Source organism: Pseudomonas gingeri (genome assembly GCF_013385635.1).
GTDB classification, from domain to species: Bacteria; Pseudomonadota; Gammaproteobacteria; order Pseudomonadales; family Pseudomonadaceae; genus Aquipseudomonas; species Aquipseudomonas gingeri_A.
Genome location: NZ_JACAPR010000011.1, coordinates 146,141 through 164,523, shown reverse-complemented (window position 1 = coordinate 164,523; position 18,383 = coordinate 146,141). Strand labels below are relative to the sequence as shown.

At 59.4% G+C, this 18,383-nt stretch carries 15 protein-coding genes and 1 pseudogene; 12 read left to right on the top strand and 4 right to left on the bottom strand.

Annotated elements, in window-relative coordinates:
* The first annotated feature begins 16 nt into the window (after nucleotides 1–16).
* The 7 genes from HX851_RS14730 (at nucleotide 17) to HX851_RS14700 (ending at nucleotide 8,229) form a co-directional block, all read left to right on the top strand.
* The gene (locus tag HX851_RS14730) at nucleotides 17–1,315 is read left to right on the top strand and encodes a polysaccharide pyruvyl transferase family protein (RefSeq protein ID WP_177065910.1); all 1,299 of its coding nucleotides are present in this window, start codon (nucleotides 17–19) and stop codon (nucleotides 1,313–1,315) included.
* Entirely contained in the window at nucleotides 1,312–2,037 is a 726-nt protein-coding gene (locus HX851_RS14725) for a 2OG-Fe(II) oxygenase (RefSeq protein WP_177058075.1), read from the top strand. Before HX851_RS14730 ends, HX851_RS14725 begins: the two co-directional genes overlap by 4 nt.
* Nucleotides 2,030–4,099 (top strand): glycosyltransferase, encoded by a 2,070-nt coding sequence (locus HX851_RS14720; RefSeq protein WP_177058074.1) that lies wholly within the window; start codon nucleotides 2,030–2,032, stop codon nucleotides 4,097–4,099. The genes HX851_RS14725 and HX851_RS14720 overlap by 8 nt, the downstream gene beginning before the upstream one ends.
* A gap of 6 nt (nucleotides 4,100–4,105) precedes the next feature.
* On the top strand, nucleotides 4,106–5,218 hold the full coding sequence (gene wecB / locus HX851_RS14715) for a non-hydrolyzing UDP-N-acetylglucosamine 2-epimerase (RefSeq protein WP_177058073.1): 1,113 nt from the start codon (nucleotides 4,106–4,108) through the stop codon (nucleotides 5,216–5,218).
* A complete protein-coding gene (locus HX851_RS14710; RefSeq protein WP_177058072.1) occupies nucleotides 5,209–6,321 on the top strand; it encodes a glycosyltransferase in 1,113 nt (370 codons plus the stop codon). The genes wecB and HX851_RS14710 overlap by 10 nt, the downstream gene beginning before the upstream one ends.
* Nucleotides 6,322–6,488: 167 nt before the next feature.
* Nucleotides 6,489–7,376 (top strand): glycosyltransferase family 2 protein, encoded by an 888-nt coding sequence (locus tag HX851_RS14705; RefSeq protein WP_497563404.1) that lies wholly within the window; start codon nucleotides 6,489–6,491, stop codon nucleotides 7,374–7,376.
* 1 nt (nucleotide 7,377) lies between these two features.
* Nucleotides 7,378–8,229, top strand: coding sequence for an NAD-dependent epimerase/dehydratase family protein (locus HX851_RS14700; RefSeq protein WP_256262415.1), 852 nt, complete (start codon nucleotides 7,378–7,380; stop codon nucleotides 8,227–8,229).
* Nucleotides 8,230–8,301: 72 nt separating this feature from the next.
* Here the strand turns inward: HX851_RS14700 and HX851_RS14695 are convergent.
* The 3 genes and pseudogenes from HX851_RS14695 to HX851_RS14685 form a co-directional block, all read right to left on the bottom strand.
* Nucleotides 8,302–8,630, bottom strand: a pseudogene (locus HX851_RS14695) (helix-turn-helix domain-containing protein); the annotation flags it as partial.
* Between the two features lie 100 nt (nucleotides 8,631–8,730).
* The gene (locus HX851_RS14690) at nucleotides 8,731–9,894 is read right to left on the bottom strand and encodes an FAD-binding oxidoreductase (RefSeq protein ID WP_177065909.1); all 1,164 of its coding nucleotides are present in this window, start codon (nucleotides 9,892–9,894) and stop codon (nucleotides 8,731–8,733) included.
* Nucleotides 9,887–11,407 (bottom strand): phytoene desaturase family protein, encoded by a 1,521-nt coding sequence (locus tag HX851_RS14685; protein ID WP_177065907.1) that lies wholly within the window; start codon nucleotides 11,405–11,407, stop codon nucleotides 9,887–9,889. Before HX851_RS14685 ends, HX851_RS14690 begins: the two co-directional genes overlap by 8 nt.
* A 220-nt stretch (nucleotides 11,408–11,627) precedes the next feature.
* Here HX851_RS14685 and HX851_RS14680 point away from each other — a divergent pair, with 220 nt between their 5' ends.
* Nucleotides 11,628–12,251: a TetR/AcrR family transcriptional regulator gene (locus tag HX851_RS14680; RefSeq protein WP_177058068.1), complete on the top strand. Its 624-nt coding sequence runs from the start codon at nucleotides 11,628–11,630 to the stop codon at nucleotides 12,249–12,251.
* 41 nt (nucleotides 12,252–12,292) lie between these two features.
* Here HX851_RS14680 and HX851_RS14675 read toward each other — a convergent pair whose 3' ends face one another.
* Nucleotides 12,293–13,216 carry a LysR substrate-binding domain-containing protein gene (locus tag HX851_RS14675; RefSeq protein WP_177065905.1) on the bottom strand — a complete coding sequence of 308 codons (924 nt, stop codon included), beginning with the start codon at nucleotides 13,214–13,216 and terminating at the stop codon, nucleotides 12,293–12,295.
* A gap of 194 nt (nucleotides 13,217–13,410) precedes the next feature.
* Between HX851_RS14675 and HX851_RS14670 the strand changes: the two genes are divergently transcribed.
* Genes HX851_RS14670 through argH form a run of 4 tightly spaced genes read left to right on the top strand, consistent with a single transcriptional unit; the run spans nucleotide 13,411 to nucleotide 18,378 of the window.
* Nucleotides 13,411–14,331 carry an ABC transporter permease gene (locus tag HX851_RS14670; protein ID WP_177065903.1) on the top strand — a complete coding sequence of 307 codons (921 nt, stop codon included), beginning with the start codon at nucleotides 13,411–13,413 and terminating at the stop codon, nucleotides 14,329–14,331.
* A gap of 7 nt (nucleotides 14,332–14,338) precedes the next feature.
* Entirely contained in the window at nucleotides 14,339–15,202 is an 864-nt protein-coding gene (locus HX851_RS14665; protein ID WP_177058065.1) for an ABC transporter permease, read from the top strand.
* Between the two features lie 35 nt (nucleotides 15,203–15,237).
* Nucleotides 15,238–16,866 carry an ABC transporter substrate-binding protein gene (locus tag HX851_RS14660; RefSeq protein ID WP_256262707.1) on the top strand — a complete coding sequence of 543 codons (1,629 nt, stop codon included), beginning with the start codon at nucleotides 15,238–15,240 and terminating at the stop codon, nucleotides 16,864–16,866.
* Nucleotides 16,867–16,872: 6 nt separating this feature from the next.
* Nucleotides 16,873–18,378, top strand: coding sequence for an argininosuccinate lyase (gene argH / locus HX851_RS14655; protein ID WP_256262413.1), 1,506 nt, complete (start codon nucleotides 16,873–16,875; stop codon nucleotides 18,376–18,378).
* Nucleotides 18,379–18,383 lie beyond the last annotated feature (5 nt).

The following is an 18,383-nucleotide window of genomic DNA, read 5'->3' as shown; positions in this document are numbered from 1 at the left end:
CAGCGTGGAGAAAGTAATGAGCAAAGTCTGGCAAATAGCGATTCACGGCACATTCGATGTAGAGAACTACGGCGACCTGCTGTTCCCTATCATTGCCGAAGCGGAATTGTCCCGTCGCTTGGGCGCAGTACAGATGCACCGGTTCTCCTACCACGCAAAGAACGCCGCGCAATGGCCCTATGTCGTGACCTCGTTGACAGAGCTGCCAGCGATCGCCCATCGCCTGGATGCGACGCTGATTGGCGGTGGTTTTATCATTCGCTTCGATAAATTCGTTGCCGAAAACTACCTGCCCCCTGCCGCCTCCATTCATCACCCGACCGGTTACTGGCTCACCCCGGCCCTGATGGCAGTGCAACATGGCGTTCCACTGATCTGGAATGCGCCCGGCATGCATTGCAACGACGTGCCGGAGTGGGCCAGGCCGTTGTTGAAACGGGTCATAGAGCAGAGTCCTCACGTCAAGGTTCGTGACGAACTGTCGCAAGCCACCCTGCAGCAATTGACAGAACACGGGCGTGTCGAGGTGCTGCCCGATACGGCGTTCGGCTTGCCGCGACTGCTTGATCTGCAAACCCCGTCCGCCGAGTTGAGCAACCTTCGTAACCAATATGGCCTGGACAAGCCTTATCTGGTGGTCCACGCCATCGGCGGCCTGGAGAGCTTCCTCGATCTCTGGCGCAACCACAGCGCTGAACTCGTTGATCTGCACCTTCTGGTGTTACCGATCGGACCGGCTCTCGGCGACCATGAGTCTGCGCTGGGAGAGCCGCTCGACCGCTCGGTGACGTTGCCGTTCTGGCCCTCGCCGCTGCTGCTGGCCGAACTGATTGCCCACTCTGTCGGCGTGATCGGGCACAGCTATCACCTGGCAATCAGCGCAATCGCCTTCGGCCTGCCGGTGTTCTGCTCGGCAGATCTGAAAAACGGCAAATACACGGCGTTACCGGTCTACGAGCGCGTCTTCCAGGTGAGTCGTGACCTGGAGCTGGAACCACACTGGTTTGCCCAACAGATCGGCAGGCGCCCACTCTCCGCAGCCACTCGACAGGCAGCAGAGCAGTTGCACGAACACTGGGACCGGGTAGCCGAACTTGTTGTCGCCGGCCAGACCAGCAAGCCCGAGGAACTGAACCGCTTCTGGCAAGCCCTGCCGATACAACTCGAGAATTTGCAGGCGCGACAGACCGAAAGTCTGCAGGCACAGCGGATTGAGCTGGATCAAGCCAGACAACAGCTGGCGCAGGCCCCGATGTCAGACCTGCGGCGAATCTATCATCTGTTCAAGAGACTCATTGCAAGGAGCGCACAATGATCAACCTGGAAAGGATCGCCAGGCAACAACTGCAACGCCATCCGTATCACTGGGCAGAAATCGGTGGTCTTTACAGCCCTGAAGATGCCGCCGCACTGGCCGAAACCTACCCCCACGATCACTTCAAGATCGTGCAGGGTTACGGCGGCGAGAAAAACTATGAGTACGAAGCCAGGCAACTGATCGCCATGACCGATGGCGAAGTGGTCAACCCACAGGCTTTGAGCCCACAGTGGCTGCACTTCGCCCGGGACCTGCGCTCACCGGCATACCGGCAGGCGCTAGGAACGTTGACCGGGGTGGACCTGAGCCAGGCGCCCATGGAAGTCAACCTGTTCCATTACGGGCCCGGCGCCAACCTGGGCCCCCATCCCGACCTGTCCGACAAGGTGGTCACCCATATCCTCTACTTCAACGAAACCTGGGACCCCAGGTACGGTGGCTGCCTGCAGATCCTCAATTCGCGAGACCCCGACAGCGTCGTCAAGGAGATTTCCCCCCTCGTCGGCAACTCGGCGGTGCTGGTCCGCTCCGACACCTCATGGCATGCCGTATCACGGGTGATCGACAACTGCCATGTCTCCCGTCGCAGTGTCACCGTGACGTTCTATCGCCCTGGCTCGACCAGCTCCATGTGGCCCGAGGGCGACAACACACCACTGCATGACTACCCGCAACAACAGTCTGCAGCCTCAGAAAGCAGGACCGGCGCATATGGCTGAGCACGATATCCAGCCCAAGCCGACGATAAGCCCGGCGAAACGCCTGCTCGCGCACTATCGCCAGTTGCCGTTGCCCGGCCCGTTGCGCAGGTATCTGTCGGCAATCTACCGGGGCGCATTGCTCAGGCCGCTGCATCGACTGCGTCATCGACTGCAGCAACGCGACACACTCGCGCACATCAACCTCAAATCCCTGCTGGGGGAATCCCGGTATCCCGACTACATGATCTGGGGCGTCATCGACTGGAACTTTCGCCATCAGCGGCCGCAACAACTGGCGAAGATGCTGAGTGCCAGGGGGCGCCGCGTGTTTTATGTCTCCAGCACCTTGAAAGACTCAAGACAGGCCGGATTCTCCATTTCCCCCCTGAACGAGCACGGGAATCTGTTCGAAATCCAACTGCACGTCAGCAGAGCTCCGTCCATCTATTCGACCGTACCCAGCGCGGAACAGATCACCCAATTACGAAAAGGCCTCGGCAAGCTGCTGCTCTGCACCCGGCCATCCGCCGTTGTCGCACTGATCCATCATCCGTTCTGGCTTGAAGTGGCCAAGGCAACACCCAACAGTCGCCTGGTCTACGATTGCATCGATCATCACGAGGGTTTCAGCAACACCCATCCAGGGATTCTCAAGCTCGAACAGCAATTGATCCGCGAAGCACAACTGACCGTCTACACCTCAGACTGGCTTGCCCGACAATGGGATCACACCCCATCGAAGCACAGCGTGGTGGTCAGAAATGCCGCGGACTACGGGTTCTTTTCCATCCGCCCGACCTCGGTCTATCAGGATCCGGCAGGCCGCAGGATCATCGGCTACTACGGCGCGATTGCCGACTGGTTCGATACCGGACTGGTTGCGGCGGTCGCCAAGGCCTTTCCCCAGCACCTGATACTACTGATCGGTGCCGATACCGCCAATGCCCGGCGTGAGCTGCGCCAGTACCCCAACGTCAGTTTCACCGGCGAGGTACCCTACGGCGTACTTCCCGGCTACCTGCATGCCATGGACGTCTGTCTCCTGCCCTTCCGGATAACACCGCTGACACTCGCCACCAACCCGGTGAAAGTCTACGAATACCTCAGTGCCGGCAAACCAGTGGTCGCCGTCGACCTGCCCGAGATCGAGCAGTTCGGCTCCCTGGTCCATCGTGCACGAAACGAAGATGAGTTCATTGCCAGCATCGCCCTGGGGCTGGCGGAGCAACCCGGCGAGCAAGGCCGCCAACGCCGGGCGTTCGCGGCCGAACAATCCTGGGCACAGCGCATTGACACCTTGCTTGGTGCGACCGAGGGCCAAAGGACGGCGAACGAGATCAGCGTGATTGTCGTGACCTACAACAATCTGGCCCTCACCCGGGAATGCCTGGCCAGCCTGATCGTCGATGGGCGAGGTAGCGAACTGGAAATCATCGTGGTCGACAACGGCTCCCACGACGGGACGCCGGAGTTTCTCCGGCAATGGGCCAAGGACAACGGGCAGCGGGTCATTCTCAACGCAACCAACCTCGGTTTCTCCGCGGCCAATAACCAGGGCCTCGCCGCCGCGACGGGGGACTACCTGGTACTGCTCAACAACGATACCCAGGTCACGCCCGGCTGGGCGGATACGCTGCGCAAGCACCTGGACCGCAACCCCGGTATCGGCCTGATCGGTCCCGTGACCAACAACATCGGTAACCAGGCCAGGATCGACATCGAGTACTCGCTGCCGGACATGGCCCGACAGGCCTGCCTGCATACCTACAAGCACCTCGGTGAATGGTTCCGCCTGCCGACAGTGGCATTCTTCTGCGTCATGCTGCGACGCAGCACCTATGCTCAGGTCGGCCCTCTGGATGAAGCCTTCGGCTGTGGTTTCTTCGAGGACGACGACTACTGCCGTCGCGTTGAGCAAATCGGCCTGTTCAATGCCTGTGCCCGCGATGTCTTCGTTCACCATCACCTGTCGGCCAGCTTCAACCTGATGGACGCGAAGGAGCGCACGGCCCTGTTCGAACGAAACAAGGCTATTTACGAAAGCAAGTGGGGAAAGTGGATCCCCCATAGCCATGGATGACATCAGATGAGTCAACGCAAGATAGTCGTCGTGGTGGGCACACGGCCGGAAGCGATCAAGATGGCGCCGGTCATCCATGCCCTCAGGCGCTCGAAGCAGTTCGCCTGCCAGGTGGTCGCCACGGCCCAGCACCGCGAGCTCATGGATCAGGCACTGTGGGAGTTCGACATAGAACCGGATCTGGATCTGGACATGATGCGGGCGAACCAGTCACTTTCCGAATTGACCAGCCGTCTGCTCACCGCCTTTGAACAGACCCTTCTCGAATCGCGTCCAGATGCAGTACTGGCGCAGGGCGATACCACTACCGTGCTCGCTGTCGCGCTGTCGTGCTTCTACCAGCAGATACCCTTCGGCCATGTAGAGGCAGGCTTGCGCACGGGCGACATCGCCAATCCGTTTCCAGAGGAACTGAACCGGACAGTGGCCAGCAGAATCGCCAAATGGCACTTCGCGCCCACCCAGAAAGCCCGCCACAACCTGCTGCGCGAAGGTATTGCCGAGCAAGCCATTCATGTCACCGGCAATACCGTGATAGATGCCCTGCTGCACAGCCTCGAACGGCCCCATGAAGCCGACGAGGCAAGCGGCGACGGCCAGCGTGTGCTGCTGGTGACCCTGCACCGCCGGGAAAGCTTCGGCGTGCCGCTGCTCAGCATCTGCACGGCCATTCGCAGCCTGGTGGAGCGTAACGACGATATCCGGGTGATTTTCCCCGTGCATCCCAACCCCAACGTGAAAGGACCGGTGGAGGCTGCGTTGGGCGGGCATCCGCGTATTGAGCTTTGCCCCCCGCGGGGTTATCACCGGTTCATACGAATGATGAAAAGTGCCTATCTGGTGTTGAGCGATTCCGGCGGGATCCAGGAGGAAGCGCCCGCGCTGGGTATTCCCGTCCTCGTGCTGCGCAATGAGACAGAACGCCAGGAAGCGATCGAACACGGCATGGTGAAGCTGGTCGGTACGGGCAGCGACGACATCGTGCAGGCGGTGCAGCAGTTGCTGGATGACGCCAACCACTATGCCGGAATGATCAGGCAGGAGTCGCCTTATGGCGATGGCAACGCCGCAGAGCGGATAGTCCAGATACTGGCGGAGTACTTTTCGACATGCGCCTGATCTATCTCTCACCGATGCCCTGGCACAGCTTCAGCCAACGTTCCCATGAGCTGGTGCGCTGCTTCCATGAAAAAACCGACGAGCCGGTGCTCTGGATAGAGCCTTATCCCACCCGTTTTCCGGCACTCGGTGACCTGCGCCAGTTGCGCCTGGCATCGGCAGGCGCAACACACCCACGCCCGACCTATCCCGAGACGCCTTCCTGGCTGACCGTTCTCCAGCCTCGCGCCCTGCCGATAGAACCCATTCCCGGTTCGGGATGGATCAATCGTCCCCTGTGGCAGCCCATTATTGTCCAGGCTCGCCGCTTCGCTCGACACCCCACGTTACTGGGTATCGGAAAGCCTTCGAGCCTGGCATCCAGGCTGCTGCGGGAACCGATCTTCGAAGCAAGCTTCTATGACGCCATGGATAATTTTTCCGAGTTCTACCAGGGTCTTTCGCGCAAGGCCATGGAGCGCCGCCAGCAGTCGACGGCCCGGGCAGTCTCGATGGTACTGACCTCTTCGTCGGCGCTACAGGCGCAGATGTCGGCGCTGTCAGGCAACGTCAAACTCCTCGGCAACGCTTGCGCTACCGAACGTCTTCCGCAGAGACGGGAGAAACGCAGTACCCGCCTGGACAACCCGGTCCTCGGCTATGTAGGCACCATCGCCAAGTGGTTTGCCTGGGAAATAGTGGTGGCATTGGCCAAGGCCTACCCCCACGCCGAAATACGCCTGATCGGCCCGTTGCACACCCGCCTACCTGCGCACCTGCCCAGCAATATCCATGTCAGTGGCGAGGTCTCCCATGAGGAAGCGATGAAGGCCATGGCCGACTTCGACATCGGCCTGATCCCATTCAAGTGCGATGCCCTGACGCGGTTCGTAGACCCTATCAAGTACTACGAGTACCGCGCACTGGGCTTGCCGGTAATCAGTACGGCTTTCGGAGAGATGGTTGGCAGGGACGCTTATCCAGGCACCTTTCTGCTGGGCGGACCGGAAGACATACGCCATGCCATGGATCAGGCCCTGAGCTTCGATGAACCGGAAGAACACACCCGGCGTTTTCGCTGCGACAACTCATGGAGAGCACGTTTCTCCGTGGCCATACCATGAGTGATCGGGCTCATGGATCGCCGGGGCCCGCGTTGCAAGGCACTGCCAGCTGGTGGTCACGCCCTTGTCTGAAGACAAGCGCGACCAATGGAGTAACGATATTGAATGCAATGGAACGACCCACCGCTGATGAACGGTCCCAGTCTCCGTTACCTGGCGAGTGTGACGTGATCATCGTCAATTACAACGCAGGTGGACTATTGGCTGCATGTGTCGATTCGGCATTTGCCGCCGGCGCTTGCAGAGTCATCGTGGTGGATAACGGCTCCCACGATGATAGCTTGATGACGCTGGAGAGCTCTCGCGCCTCTGGCAACGCGCTGCAGATCCTGCGTAACACAGCCAATCTCGGCTTCGCCGTGGCGTGCAACCAGGGGGCCAGACTGTCAACTGCGCCCAATTTATTGTTCCTGAATCCGGACGCCGTACTGGCCGTTGATGCCATGGGCCGCCTGCTACTGGCGCTGCACCGCTCACCGGAGATCGGTGTGGTTGGAGGTTTCCTGTGCAATCCGGACGGTACCGAACAAGCCGGTGGACGCCGAGTGTTTCCGACACCCAAACGGGCTTTCATGCGAGCCTTCGGACTTTCACGGTTCACGCGTTTTTTCCCAGCGGTGTTTGCCGACTTTTTACTGCACAAGGAACCTTTACCGACCGCGCCGATTGTCGTCGAAGCCATTTCCGGGGCTTGCATGCTGGTCAAGCGCGAAGCTATCGAGAACGTCGGGCTCTGGGATGAGGACTACTTTCTGCATTGCGAAGATCTGGACTGGTGCATGCGCTTTCGCCAGGCGGGCTGGAGTATTCTATTCGTGCCGGATGCACGGATAACCCATGTGTTCGGTGGCTGCAGTCGTGACCGTCCCTATTTCGTCGAGTGGCACAAACACCGTGGGATCCTGCATTTCTACCGGAAATTTTTCCGTCAGCGATATTCCGTCTTCCTGTGGATCGTCGTGGTCATTGGGGTCTGGTTTCGATTCAGCCTGATGGTCCTGCGTCACGCCGTTATCCGGTTGTCGAATACATTGACCCTGCGAAAAGAGACCTGAATTGCGCATAGGCATATTGGGCGGTTCCAGCTTCCTGGGCGAGCACCTGCTACCGTCTCTGATGCAGGCGGGCCATCAGACAACCGCATTCACCCGGCGCAGCGCCAATGCCTCCCGCCCAGGTGTCAGCTGGCAAAATATCGGCGACTGGCATGGACTCGCACTGGATACCTTCCTATCACTGGCACCCATCTGGGTTGTACCGGAGTATCTGGATCGTATCGCCAACACCGGCGTCCAGCGTGTGGTCGTCTTGTCTTCCACCAGCCGCTTTACCAAGGAAGCATCGCCAGACGCCGGGGAAAGACAATTGGCGTTGCGCCTGAAAGATGCGGAAGAACAGTTCGTGAAGTGGGCGCTCGAACGGAAAATCCAGTGGGTGATCCTGCGACCGACAATGATCTACGGATTTGCTCGCGACCAGAACATTACCGAGATTGCCCGCTTCATTCGACGTTTCGGATTCTTCCCGTTGATCGGTGGCAGCACCGGATTACGCCAGCCGGTACATGCCGAGGATGTTGTCCGGGCGTGTCTGTCAGCCATGACCCTTCCCGACCTGAACAGTGGTGCCTACAACCTGTCCGGGGCAGAAACCTTGCCTTATCACACGATGGTGAGCCGCCTGTTCCAGGCCCTGGGGCGCCCGGAACATACGCTGGCGCTATCTACCAGGACATTGGCCACACTGGTTTCGCTCATGCGCTGCCTGCCACGCTACCGGCATCTTTCAAGTGCCTTGGTGGAGCGCATGAACCAGGATCTGGTCTTCGACCATTCGGATGCCCGTGACCGACTCGGTTTCTCCCCCCGGCCCTTTGAGTTGACGCGTGAAGACGTGCCCGGGCGTTGAACCCTGGAGTCACAGAAACGCCCGTGCCTGCGTCGACGGCGTGCTATGCAGCAACCGGGACGCAACAACCCCTCACAACGCCGACGCAACCCTCGCCGAGGTTCGCTGTATCGCTTGCGGCGGTTGCCCGAATGCCCGAGAAATGCCTGGCGCATGCGTTCCCGGTCACCTAACCCGGTTTCGCGGGCAATGACTTCTATCGGGTGCAACGTTGTCTCCATCAACAGTCGTGCAGCCTCGACGCGCAGACGCTCGATGGCCTTGGCCGGCGACTGGCCGGTCTCCTCGCGAAACACCCGACTGAATTGACGCGGGCTCAGTCGCGCCGCTTCGGCCAGGGTCTCGACGGACAGGACGCCGCCGAGGTTTTCCCTCGCGTAGGCTAGCGCCATTTGCACACGTCGCCGCGCGCTCGCGCCAAGGTTCGCCAACGCCCGGCCTGCTCCGCGTTATGGCGTGGCGCCTGAGCAGGCCTGACAACCCAACAGACTCGTAGCGTTGCTAGAGCAGGATCTCGATATCCGCGGTGGCAAACGCCACGCAGGAATAGAACCAGTCGAAATCCCGGTCGGACTTGCGCAGGTGCGCCTCCCGGGGGTTGAACACCGACCCGGAAACCAGCTTGATCCGGCACAGGCTGCACTCACCGGAACGGCAGGCGTTCTCGGCGAAATAGCCGTTGCGCTCCAGGGCATTGAGCAACGGCTCCCCCACCCGGCTCTTGAAAGCGCCACGGCCTTGTACGGTCACCGTCACTTCATCGTCCAGGGCAACGCCTTGCGGCCAGCCGGGCTGCTCCTCCGGGGCATTCGGCGCACCGTTGGCCTCGACCCGGATGCGTCGACGCTTGACGTCCAGCGCCGTGAGCAGCGCGATGCAGTGGTCGTTGAACGGTGTCGGACCACAGATGTAGAACATCTTGTCGCCGACGTCACCCAGCAGGTCCTGTAGCAGCGCCTGACTCAATCGACCCCTATGCCCCTGATAATCGGCAGGCGGGCGGGAGATCACGTGCGTGAGCGTGAAGTTTCCGTGCTTCCGGGCCAGAGCGCGAAACGCCTCGTCGAAAATCACGTCGTCGAGATGGCTGTTTACGTAGATGAGATGGAAGCGGTACGCCAGACCACGATCGAGCAGATCCTCCAGGATGCTGCGGGCGGGTGCGGAGCCGGAACCGCCGGCGAGGAATACCAGATCGTCGCCATGGTAAAGCGGGTTGTGATGGAAAGTCCCCATGGGGCCGGAGCTGAGCAACCGCTGGCCCACCACCACCCGGTCCAACAGGTAATGGGAGACATAGCCATCCCGCGCACGCTTCACCGTCAGGTCGTAGTAACCCGGCTGCGAAGGTGACGAGGAAATCGCGTAGGGCCGGGCCGTCGCGACGCCGTCGATGTCCACGAACAGGTTGATGTACTGCCCGGCCAGGAACGGCGGCAACGCCTTGCGATCGGCGGCGACCACCCGCAGCGTGCGGGTGCTGGCGGTTTCCTCGATGATCTCGGCGACTTCCAGTTGCAGGCGTTTCGGATGCAGCTGGACGACCATGCCGCCGACCTCGCCCCTGACTTCGTGAAAGTCGGTCCCGGTCTGCTCCAGGGTCTGCTTGGCCTGCCGGGCCTCGCGGTAGCCGGCGACCAGGTCCATCAGGTTCTGCTCAGGCATGCTGCACCTCCTTGACTTTCAACTGTTTGAGCACCGCCCTGGCGGTGGACTCGCCCGCCAGGTAAGTCGGTTGGAAACCGCCCATGGAGGTCCACGATCCGGCGATATAGAGCCCAGGCACCGCATCCAGGCGCTCGCGCAGCAGCGGCGAATCCTGGATGCTCTGCTGGAAGCCGTAGATGGCGCCGCCAGGAGTGTTCAGGTAACGCATCATGGTCAGCGGCGTGGCCACTTCTACTTCCTCGATGTACTGGCGCACCTTCGGGTAGACCTTCTCGATCACGCCGATCAGCTTCTCGGCAAATTCAAACTTGGTCTGCGCATAACGCTCCGGCGGTACCGACTTCCACACCTCGCCGTATTGCAGGCACACCAGCACCACCTGGCTTTTTCCGGCGGGCGCGGCGTCGGGGTCTTCGAAGTTGTAGCACGTGAGCATGCCGCCCAACGGCGGTTCCAGGCTGCCCATGCGCTGGTGGATCGCCTCCTCGTCCAGCGTTTCGTAGATAAAGCTGGAGGCGGTCTGCACACCCAGTTCCTCGGGCGTGCAGTCAAGCCCCAGATAGATCACGAAGGCGGAAGTACCCATGCGCCGGGAGCGGAAATCCTGCTGGACGCTCGGTGGTGGCTCGTCGAGATCCAGCAGTTCGTGGAAGGTCACCAGCGGGCTGGCGTTGGACACCACGGCAGCGCAGGTGACGGTTTCGCCACCCTCCAGGCGCACACCCCGGACCCGCCCCTCAGCGGTGATGATCCGTTCCACGGCGCAGTTGAAGCGCACTTCCCCGCCCGCTTCGAGGAACGACTCCACCAGCGCGCTGGACATCGCCTGGGAGCCGCCCTTGATATGCCAGGGCTTGAACACCGCATAGGCGTAGATCATCGCCGCCACATCGGAAAACGGCAGCATGCTCGGCGGTACGCCGAGGTAGAGCCAGTAGGTCGCCAGAACGCTCTTGAGCCTGGCGTCGTCGAAGAACTCGTCGAGCACCTCCTTCAGCGGCCGGAAGCCGTACTCGACGAAGTACGGGCACATCGACTTGAGCGCCGCCTCACTGTTGGAGCGGCGTGCCTGGGGCAAGGTGGTGAAGCTTTCCAGGGTGACCTTTTCGCAAACCACCAGGAACCGCTCGATGGCCTCGCTCTCGGCCGGGAACAACTGCTGCAGCGTGCGCCGTATACCGGACCAGCTCGCCGGCAGGGTGATATCGATTTCCCCGGGAACCACCAGCCGGTATAGCGCGTGCTCCTGCACGAATGCCACCTTGTCCATCACCCCCAGCTTCTCGAACAGCTGGCGCATGATGAACGGCTTGTCTTCGGTACCCAGGCCACTGAGCTGGTGCAAGGCCACCTCGAACTCGAAGTCACCGCGCACAAAGGACGTCGCGCAGCCACCGGGAATGTTGTGGCGTTCGAGCAACAGCGTCCGGCAACCGCCACGCTGCAAGGCCGTCGCCGCCGTCAATCCGGCATTGCCGGCGCCGATTACCACGGCGTCATAGTGCTTCATGATTCACCTCTAACTTATCACCGATAAGATTCAGTCAGAAAAACCGGCCTGTAGCCCAGGCTCCCTGCCCGTATGCCGCCCTTTTCAGGCGACTACCCGAGAGCTTCCCCCTCCGGCCTTTCCATGGAGCGAAAGTTAAGGACATATCTTTACACTGTCAAGATGCTTCCCCATGTTAGGATTTCAGCCTGTTCCATGCCCTGATGACGCACCCGCACCGATGACCAAGACACCTCCCCGTACACGCGAAACCTACCATGTGGGCAATCTGGCTCCGCAGTTGCTGGCCACTGCGCGGGAGATGCTCGAAGAAGTGGGACCGACCAGGCTGTCGCTCAGGGCGGTATCGGAAAGGGTCGGCGTGAGCGCCACCGCGGCTTATCACCACTACGCCAATCGCGGCGAACTGATCGGTCACCTGGCGGCCCAGGGCTTCCACGAACTGGGCCGTACATTGGTCATCAAGGATGCGCAGAGCGCCGGCAAGCAACGGCTGCGCAACGCTACCCTGGCCTACTTCGGTTTCGCCCGGAAAAATCCGGCGCTCTACCAACTGATGTTCGGTCCTGAGTTCGCCGACGGCGGGATGATCCCGCAACTGCGCAGCGCGCGCGAGGAGGCCTTCGGTGAACTCAAGCGCATCATCGCCGAACTGCTCGGTTGCGAGATCGACAGCGCCGAGGTCCGTCGGGCATCTCTCTCCAGTTGGTCATACATCCATGGCCTGGCCTCGCTGGTCATCCACAACGTCCTGCACTTCCCCGCCGGTACTACCGACGAGCGTTTTGTCGACAGCACGCTGCAAGGATTCGAGCAGCTGTTCCAAGTCGGACAGGACTCCTGATTGCCAGCGCATCCCACGCGCCCGATTCCGGCGGTGCCCGTCTAATAGGCCTCACGGGGAATCATGGAAATGAATTCCGACTTGAAGATGCCTTCCATGACTCGCATGAAGTCCGCCGTCAACTGCGAGCGTTGCTGGTGGCTGGGGAACACCATGGAAATCTCGAAGGGAATGTCCTGATCGAGCTTTCTGAAGGTAATGCCCGGGTACTTCGAGTAGGACGCCGTAAACGGATCGCAGATCGTCAGCCCGAGCCCTCCCGAAACCATGCCGCACGCCGCGTGGGCCGCCGTGGTTTCCACCGAGGAAATACCTGTAACGCCCCGAGCCTCCAATGCCGAGGTAATGCGCCGCTGCAACGGATTGTTGGTATTGAGCGTAATCAGCCGCCGCTCGTGCAAGTCATCAAGGGTGACGACCTCTTTAGCGGCCAGTGCATCGTCGACCGGCATCACACACACCGCGCTGATGGGAGGCAGGGGCACCACCTGGATCCCGGGATACTCTCCCGAAAGGATCTGCACGAAACCGATATCGATCTGGTTCGCCGATGTCAGCTCCAGGATGCCCGGAGAATTGCGCACATCCAGGGAGGTTCTGACCTCGGGGTGCCTGCGAGTAAAACGGCACACACCTTCGGCCACGACACTCAGGCCCAGGGTGCTCATCGAAGCGATTCTCAACGTGCCGGTACGCAGCGTTGCCAGGTCCTCGGCAACACGCTCGATTCGCTCGATACCTTGATAGAACTTGTCGACTTCACCATACAGGACCTGCGCTTCCGCGCCGGGAATGAGGCGATTGCCTTCGCGACGAAACAGTCGAAGAGAAAGTGCCGACTCAAGATCGCGGATAAGCCTGCTGACAGCCGGCTGAGTTATCTGTAGTGCTTCCGCCGCGATGGTCATGCTACCGGTGAGCATAACTGTTCGAAAGGCTTCCAATTGGCGGGGATTCAATTTCATTGCAGCTCTCGTCCGAATGTAGGAAGTCGCTATTCAACCAGCGTATAACATTTTGTTATGTGCGTCCAACATGCTACCGGTTTGCCATAATTGTATGACAGGGCGATGATTCAGTTGCGTAGTTTTACCTGACAGTAGCGCCCCGCAATATAACTTCAGGGCAACACTGACGTAAAATAAAAAGAGGATCACTCGTGCTGAACTACACCCTACGCAGGTTATTACTCCTGCTACCGATGCTATTGGGAGTATCCATCGTGATATTCCTGGTGATGCACTTCATTCCGGGCGATCCGGCGCAACTTGCCGCCGGACCTGACGCAACGGAAGCAGATATAGCACAGATACGGAAGAACTACGGACTCGATCAACCACTCGCCGTTCAATACATCATTTATGTAAAGAAAATTGCCAGTGGTGACTTCGGAGAATCATTCCAGACATTTACCCCGGTACTGGAAAGTATTGCCCGGACGCTACCCGCCACTATCGAACTTACCGCGGCGGGCATGCTGCTTGCCGTGCTCATCGGCATCCCGCTGGGCATTGTCGCCGCCCTCAAGCCCAGGAGCTTCCTTGACAGCTCACTGACCACGGTTGCAGTCCTTGGCATCTCAATACCCGGCTTCTTCCTCGGGCTCATATTGATGCTGATATTTTCGGCAAACCTGGGCTGGCTCCCGCCCACCGGCAGAGGTGGACTACAGCACCTGATACTGCCCGCCTTCACTCTTGGCCTGCCTTACGTTGCAACATTTTCGAGACTGGCACGATCGACAATGATGGATGTATTGAAGGAGGACTATATTCGTACGGCTTACGCCAAAGGCGTGCCCGGCTACAAAGTCATTCTCAAACATGCACTTTCCAATGCCGCCATCCCTCTTGTAACAGTCTTCGGCATGGACTTCGGTCGCTTGCTAGGGGGCGCCGTTATTGTCGAAACCGTATTTGCCTGGCCTGGCATGGGGCGACTTCTTATTGATGCAATCATGGCCCGGGATATCTATGTTGTCCAAGGCACGGTCATCGTCTTTGCGGCCGCGGTAGTTATCATCAACCTGATTGTGGACCTTGTATATGGCATCCTCGACCCTCGCATCACCTACAACTGAGGCTGATATGTCAGTAGCGAAAAAACGCCGGCCGGACTTTGTCAGCTTCCTTGTTTCCAATAAACGCTGGTTCGCACTGGGAGCATTTATTGTCATCCTGGCAATGGTGATCGCCGCAATAGGCGCACCTTTGTTTTTTGACTGGGATTCGGTAACCAGGATCAATCTGTCCAGATCACTTATCAGTCCTGGAACCGACTCTTTTCTCGGCACCGATCAACTCGGCCGGGACTTGCTCGGGCGAGTCTTGTGGGGGGCACGCATCACTCTGACGGTAGCGGTTTCAAGTGTTGGCATTGCGATGGTTATCGGCATCGCGGCAGGCGCATTTTGTGGGTATTACAACAACGCTGTCGCCAGCCTCGTCATGCGGATCATGGACTCCATGATCGCATTCCCCAGGACACTGGTTGCAATCCTGGTCATTACCGTGGCGGGCAACAGCATATTGAGCCTGACCCTGGCCATTGCCATTTCCAGCATTCCCATCTACGTGCGCTTTTTTGCCGGACCGGTGATGGCCTTGAGAAACCGCGAGTTTGTACTGGCCTCGAAATCCATCGGTGTCGGCGATCTGCGCCTGCTGCGGGTGCATATCCTGCCAAACATCGGTTCGCTGGTCATCATCCAGGCCACCGTATCGCTGGCAGAAGCCATCCTCATTGGTTCCGGGCTCAGCTTCCTGGGCCTTGGCCCGCCCCCGCCAACGCCGGAATGGGGTTCGATGATCGCCGAGTCACGGCCTTTGCTGACAACACATCCCTATGTGCTGTTCGCCCCCGGGCTCGCCCTGGTCCTGACAATACTGAGTTTCAACATTGTTGGCGATGCACTGCGCGACTACATAGACCCGAAATCGCGTAACGCTTAAACGAGATCGGCACGGCATGGCATGGCATGGCCGTCATGAATTTCCACAAGAATTATCCAGCGAGAAAGATTATGCGTCGCTTGAATCGCCTGACAGTATTCATACGCGGTTTTGCTGTTCTGGGCTTCATCGGATTGTCGACAGGTTTGCCGTCCGTTGCCAGCGCCAAGGAAATAGGACAGCTGACCTTCGTGCAGGGATCGGATATCGACACCCTGGACCCCGCTATTTCCCGTAGCGTGCCGTCGCTCAATGTGATTGATCATCTGTTTAATCGCTTGATCGCCTGGAACGGCCAGGACCGTACCCGCTTCATACCTGATCTGGCAGAGTCATGGTCCAGGTCCGAAGATGGTAAACAATGGACATTCGTGCTGAAACAGGGCGTGAAGTTTCACGACGGCACGGACTTCAATGCGGATGCCGTGAAATTCAACCTGGACAGGATTCGCGACCCCAAGCTGGGTTCTCCGCATCGCTCCTACTATGCGGACATTCTGTCGGTAGAGGCGGTATCGCCGTACCAGGTAAGGATCACCACAAAAAGCCCTTCGCCAACCATGCTGGAACTGCTGGCGAAACAATCATCGTCGATCAATAGCCCGGCAGCAGTTGCAAAATACGGGCGGGCCTATGGGCATCATCCAGTCGGTACTGGCCCTTATGTTTTCGACAGTTGGATACCCAATGACCAGGCAGTTATTGAAAAGAACATCGCCTTTTATGGCGAAAGCGCAAAACCATCGAAAATAGTATTCCGTCCGGTGCGGGAAGACTCCTCACGCGTCATTGAGTTGCGGACCCGAAATGCCGATATCGCGGCAAATTTGTCACCGGAAGCCGCTATCGAACTCAAGGAGCTCAACAAGTCGACATTGCTGCGAATACCCAGCACCTTCCAGGTATTCTTTGAAATGAACCTGACGAAGCCGCCATTCGATGATCCGCGTATCCGCCGCGCTGTCAGCATGGCCATTGATCGTCAGGCGCTGGTCGATAAAGTGCTGCTTGGATATGGCAAGGTTCCTACCGGTCCCTTTCCAGAAGGTACGCAGGCACGACGTGCCTTTGCGCCGGTGAAATACGACCCGGAGGCTGCCAGGAAGATTATCAATGAAGTCTATCCCGGTGGTTATCCGGGCACCATTGTCATGTGGACTCCGGCGGGCCGTTATACCAAGGACCGTCAGGTCGCCGAAGTTGTTCAAGGCTATCTCAATGCAGTCGGGCTCAAGACCGAGTTCAAGGTGTGGGAATGGGCCACGTATCAAAAGAACCTGTATCGGCCCGACTTAGACAAAAACACGGGCAAAGGCACCGGCAAAGGTAGCAATGAGGCAAACATGTGGTTACTGGGCACCGGTATTTCCGATGCCGATATCCGCCTGCGGCGCAAGTTGTCCAGCGGTGACCCACAAAACCTTACGGGCTACAGCGACCCCCATGTAGACAAACTTCTCCAACTGGCTTCCCGCGAGCTGGATCCGAACAAACGCATGTCCTATTACGGCCAGATACAACAGATTCTCTGGGAACAGGATCCGGACAATCTGCCGCTCTTTGACCAGGAGCAGATTATCGGCGTGCGTAAAGACTTGAGTGGCCTGGATGTTGATTACGAAGGGACCATTGACTTCAAGCGTGTAGAACTTATTGAACGGTGATTTGAAATGTCCATTGCACATGACAACGAAAGTTTATTGACCGACGCCCGTCTGAGCGCACCCGCGGCCGAACGCATGGTCAAGCATCACGATATTCCGGCGCTGGAAACCGAGAAGCGCCAATACCATGAGTTTGTCGAGGTCGACCTGGCGCACACCGTGATGCTGGTAGAGCGGGAGATTCTCACCAAGCCGGTGGGCCAGGCCATCCTGGCAGAGCTGCGCCAGATACGGGACCTGTCACCGGCGGACTTTCCATTCGATGTGAAGAAAGGCAGCTTTCTGCTTCAAGTCGAATCCTACCTGTTCTCCAGGATCGGCGAAGACTCGGCCGGACAGATGCACACCGGCCGCAGCCGTATCGACCAGGGGGCGACGGTACGACGCCTGTACGATCGCAAGCGCATTCTGGCCGTGCTGGATCGTATCAATGAGTTCCAGGTGGCACTGATCCAGAAGGCCGCGCAGCATTGCGACACGATCATGCCCGGCTACACCCATATGCAGCATGCCCAGCCCTGGGTCTTCGGCCACTACCTGCTGAGCTTCACCTCAAGACTGCACGACAGCTTCAGCCGCCTGAGCAATGCCTACGGCCGGGTCAATCGCAACCCGCTTGGCGCCGTGGGCCTGGCCGGTACCTCCTGGCCCCTGGACCGTGCCCGCACCACGCACCTGCTGGGTTTCGACAGCCTGGTCGAGAACTCCAAACTGGGCCGGGAAGCCTGGTACGCGGCGGAGACCATCGGGGCCTTGTCATTTGTCATGGCCGATCTCAACGACCTCGCCACCGACCTGCATATCTGGTCGAGCGTCGAGTTCGCCACTGTCGAGAGCGATGACGGCTACTGTGGGACCAGCAGCATTTTCCCGCAGAAGAAAAACCCCAGTGGCCTGGAAACCATCAAGAAGGCCGCGGGTGGTTCGGTGACCTGGCTCAGCACGGCACTGGCCACGTTCAGGTCCGAAGGAACCGGCGACCAGGCCATGCGTGACCTGCCGTTGATTCATGACGCCCTGGAAATCACCGAAGGCATGCTGGATCTGTTTACCGGCATCATCGAAACCCTGGTGGTGCATGAGGACCGGATGGCAACCCTGCTCTCCGGGAGCTGGTGCACGGCCAGCAACCTCGCCGATGTGATCGTTCGAGAGCGAGGCATATCCTTCCGCCAGGTCCACCATGTCGTGGCGCGCCTGGTCCGTAACTGCCTGCTCGCCGGTGTATCGCCCGCCATGGTAACGAGTGCGGCGCTGAACCAGGCCGCGATGGAAACCATCGGTTCACCGCTGCAGTACACCGATGCCCAGGTTCGCGACGCCTTGAACCCACGCCGTTTCGTTGAAACCCGTGTTTCCGCGGGCGGGGTCGGTCCGGACGAGGTCAAGCGCCTGCTGGCGATCGCCAGGGATGAACTCGAGCAGGACCGCGAGTGGGTGACCGGGAACAAGCTGAAGCTCGCCAGCTCCCGCGCGGACCTGGATGCCGCCATCGCGCGGATCGTCGATTGAAGGAG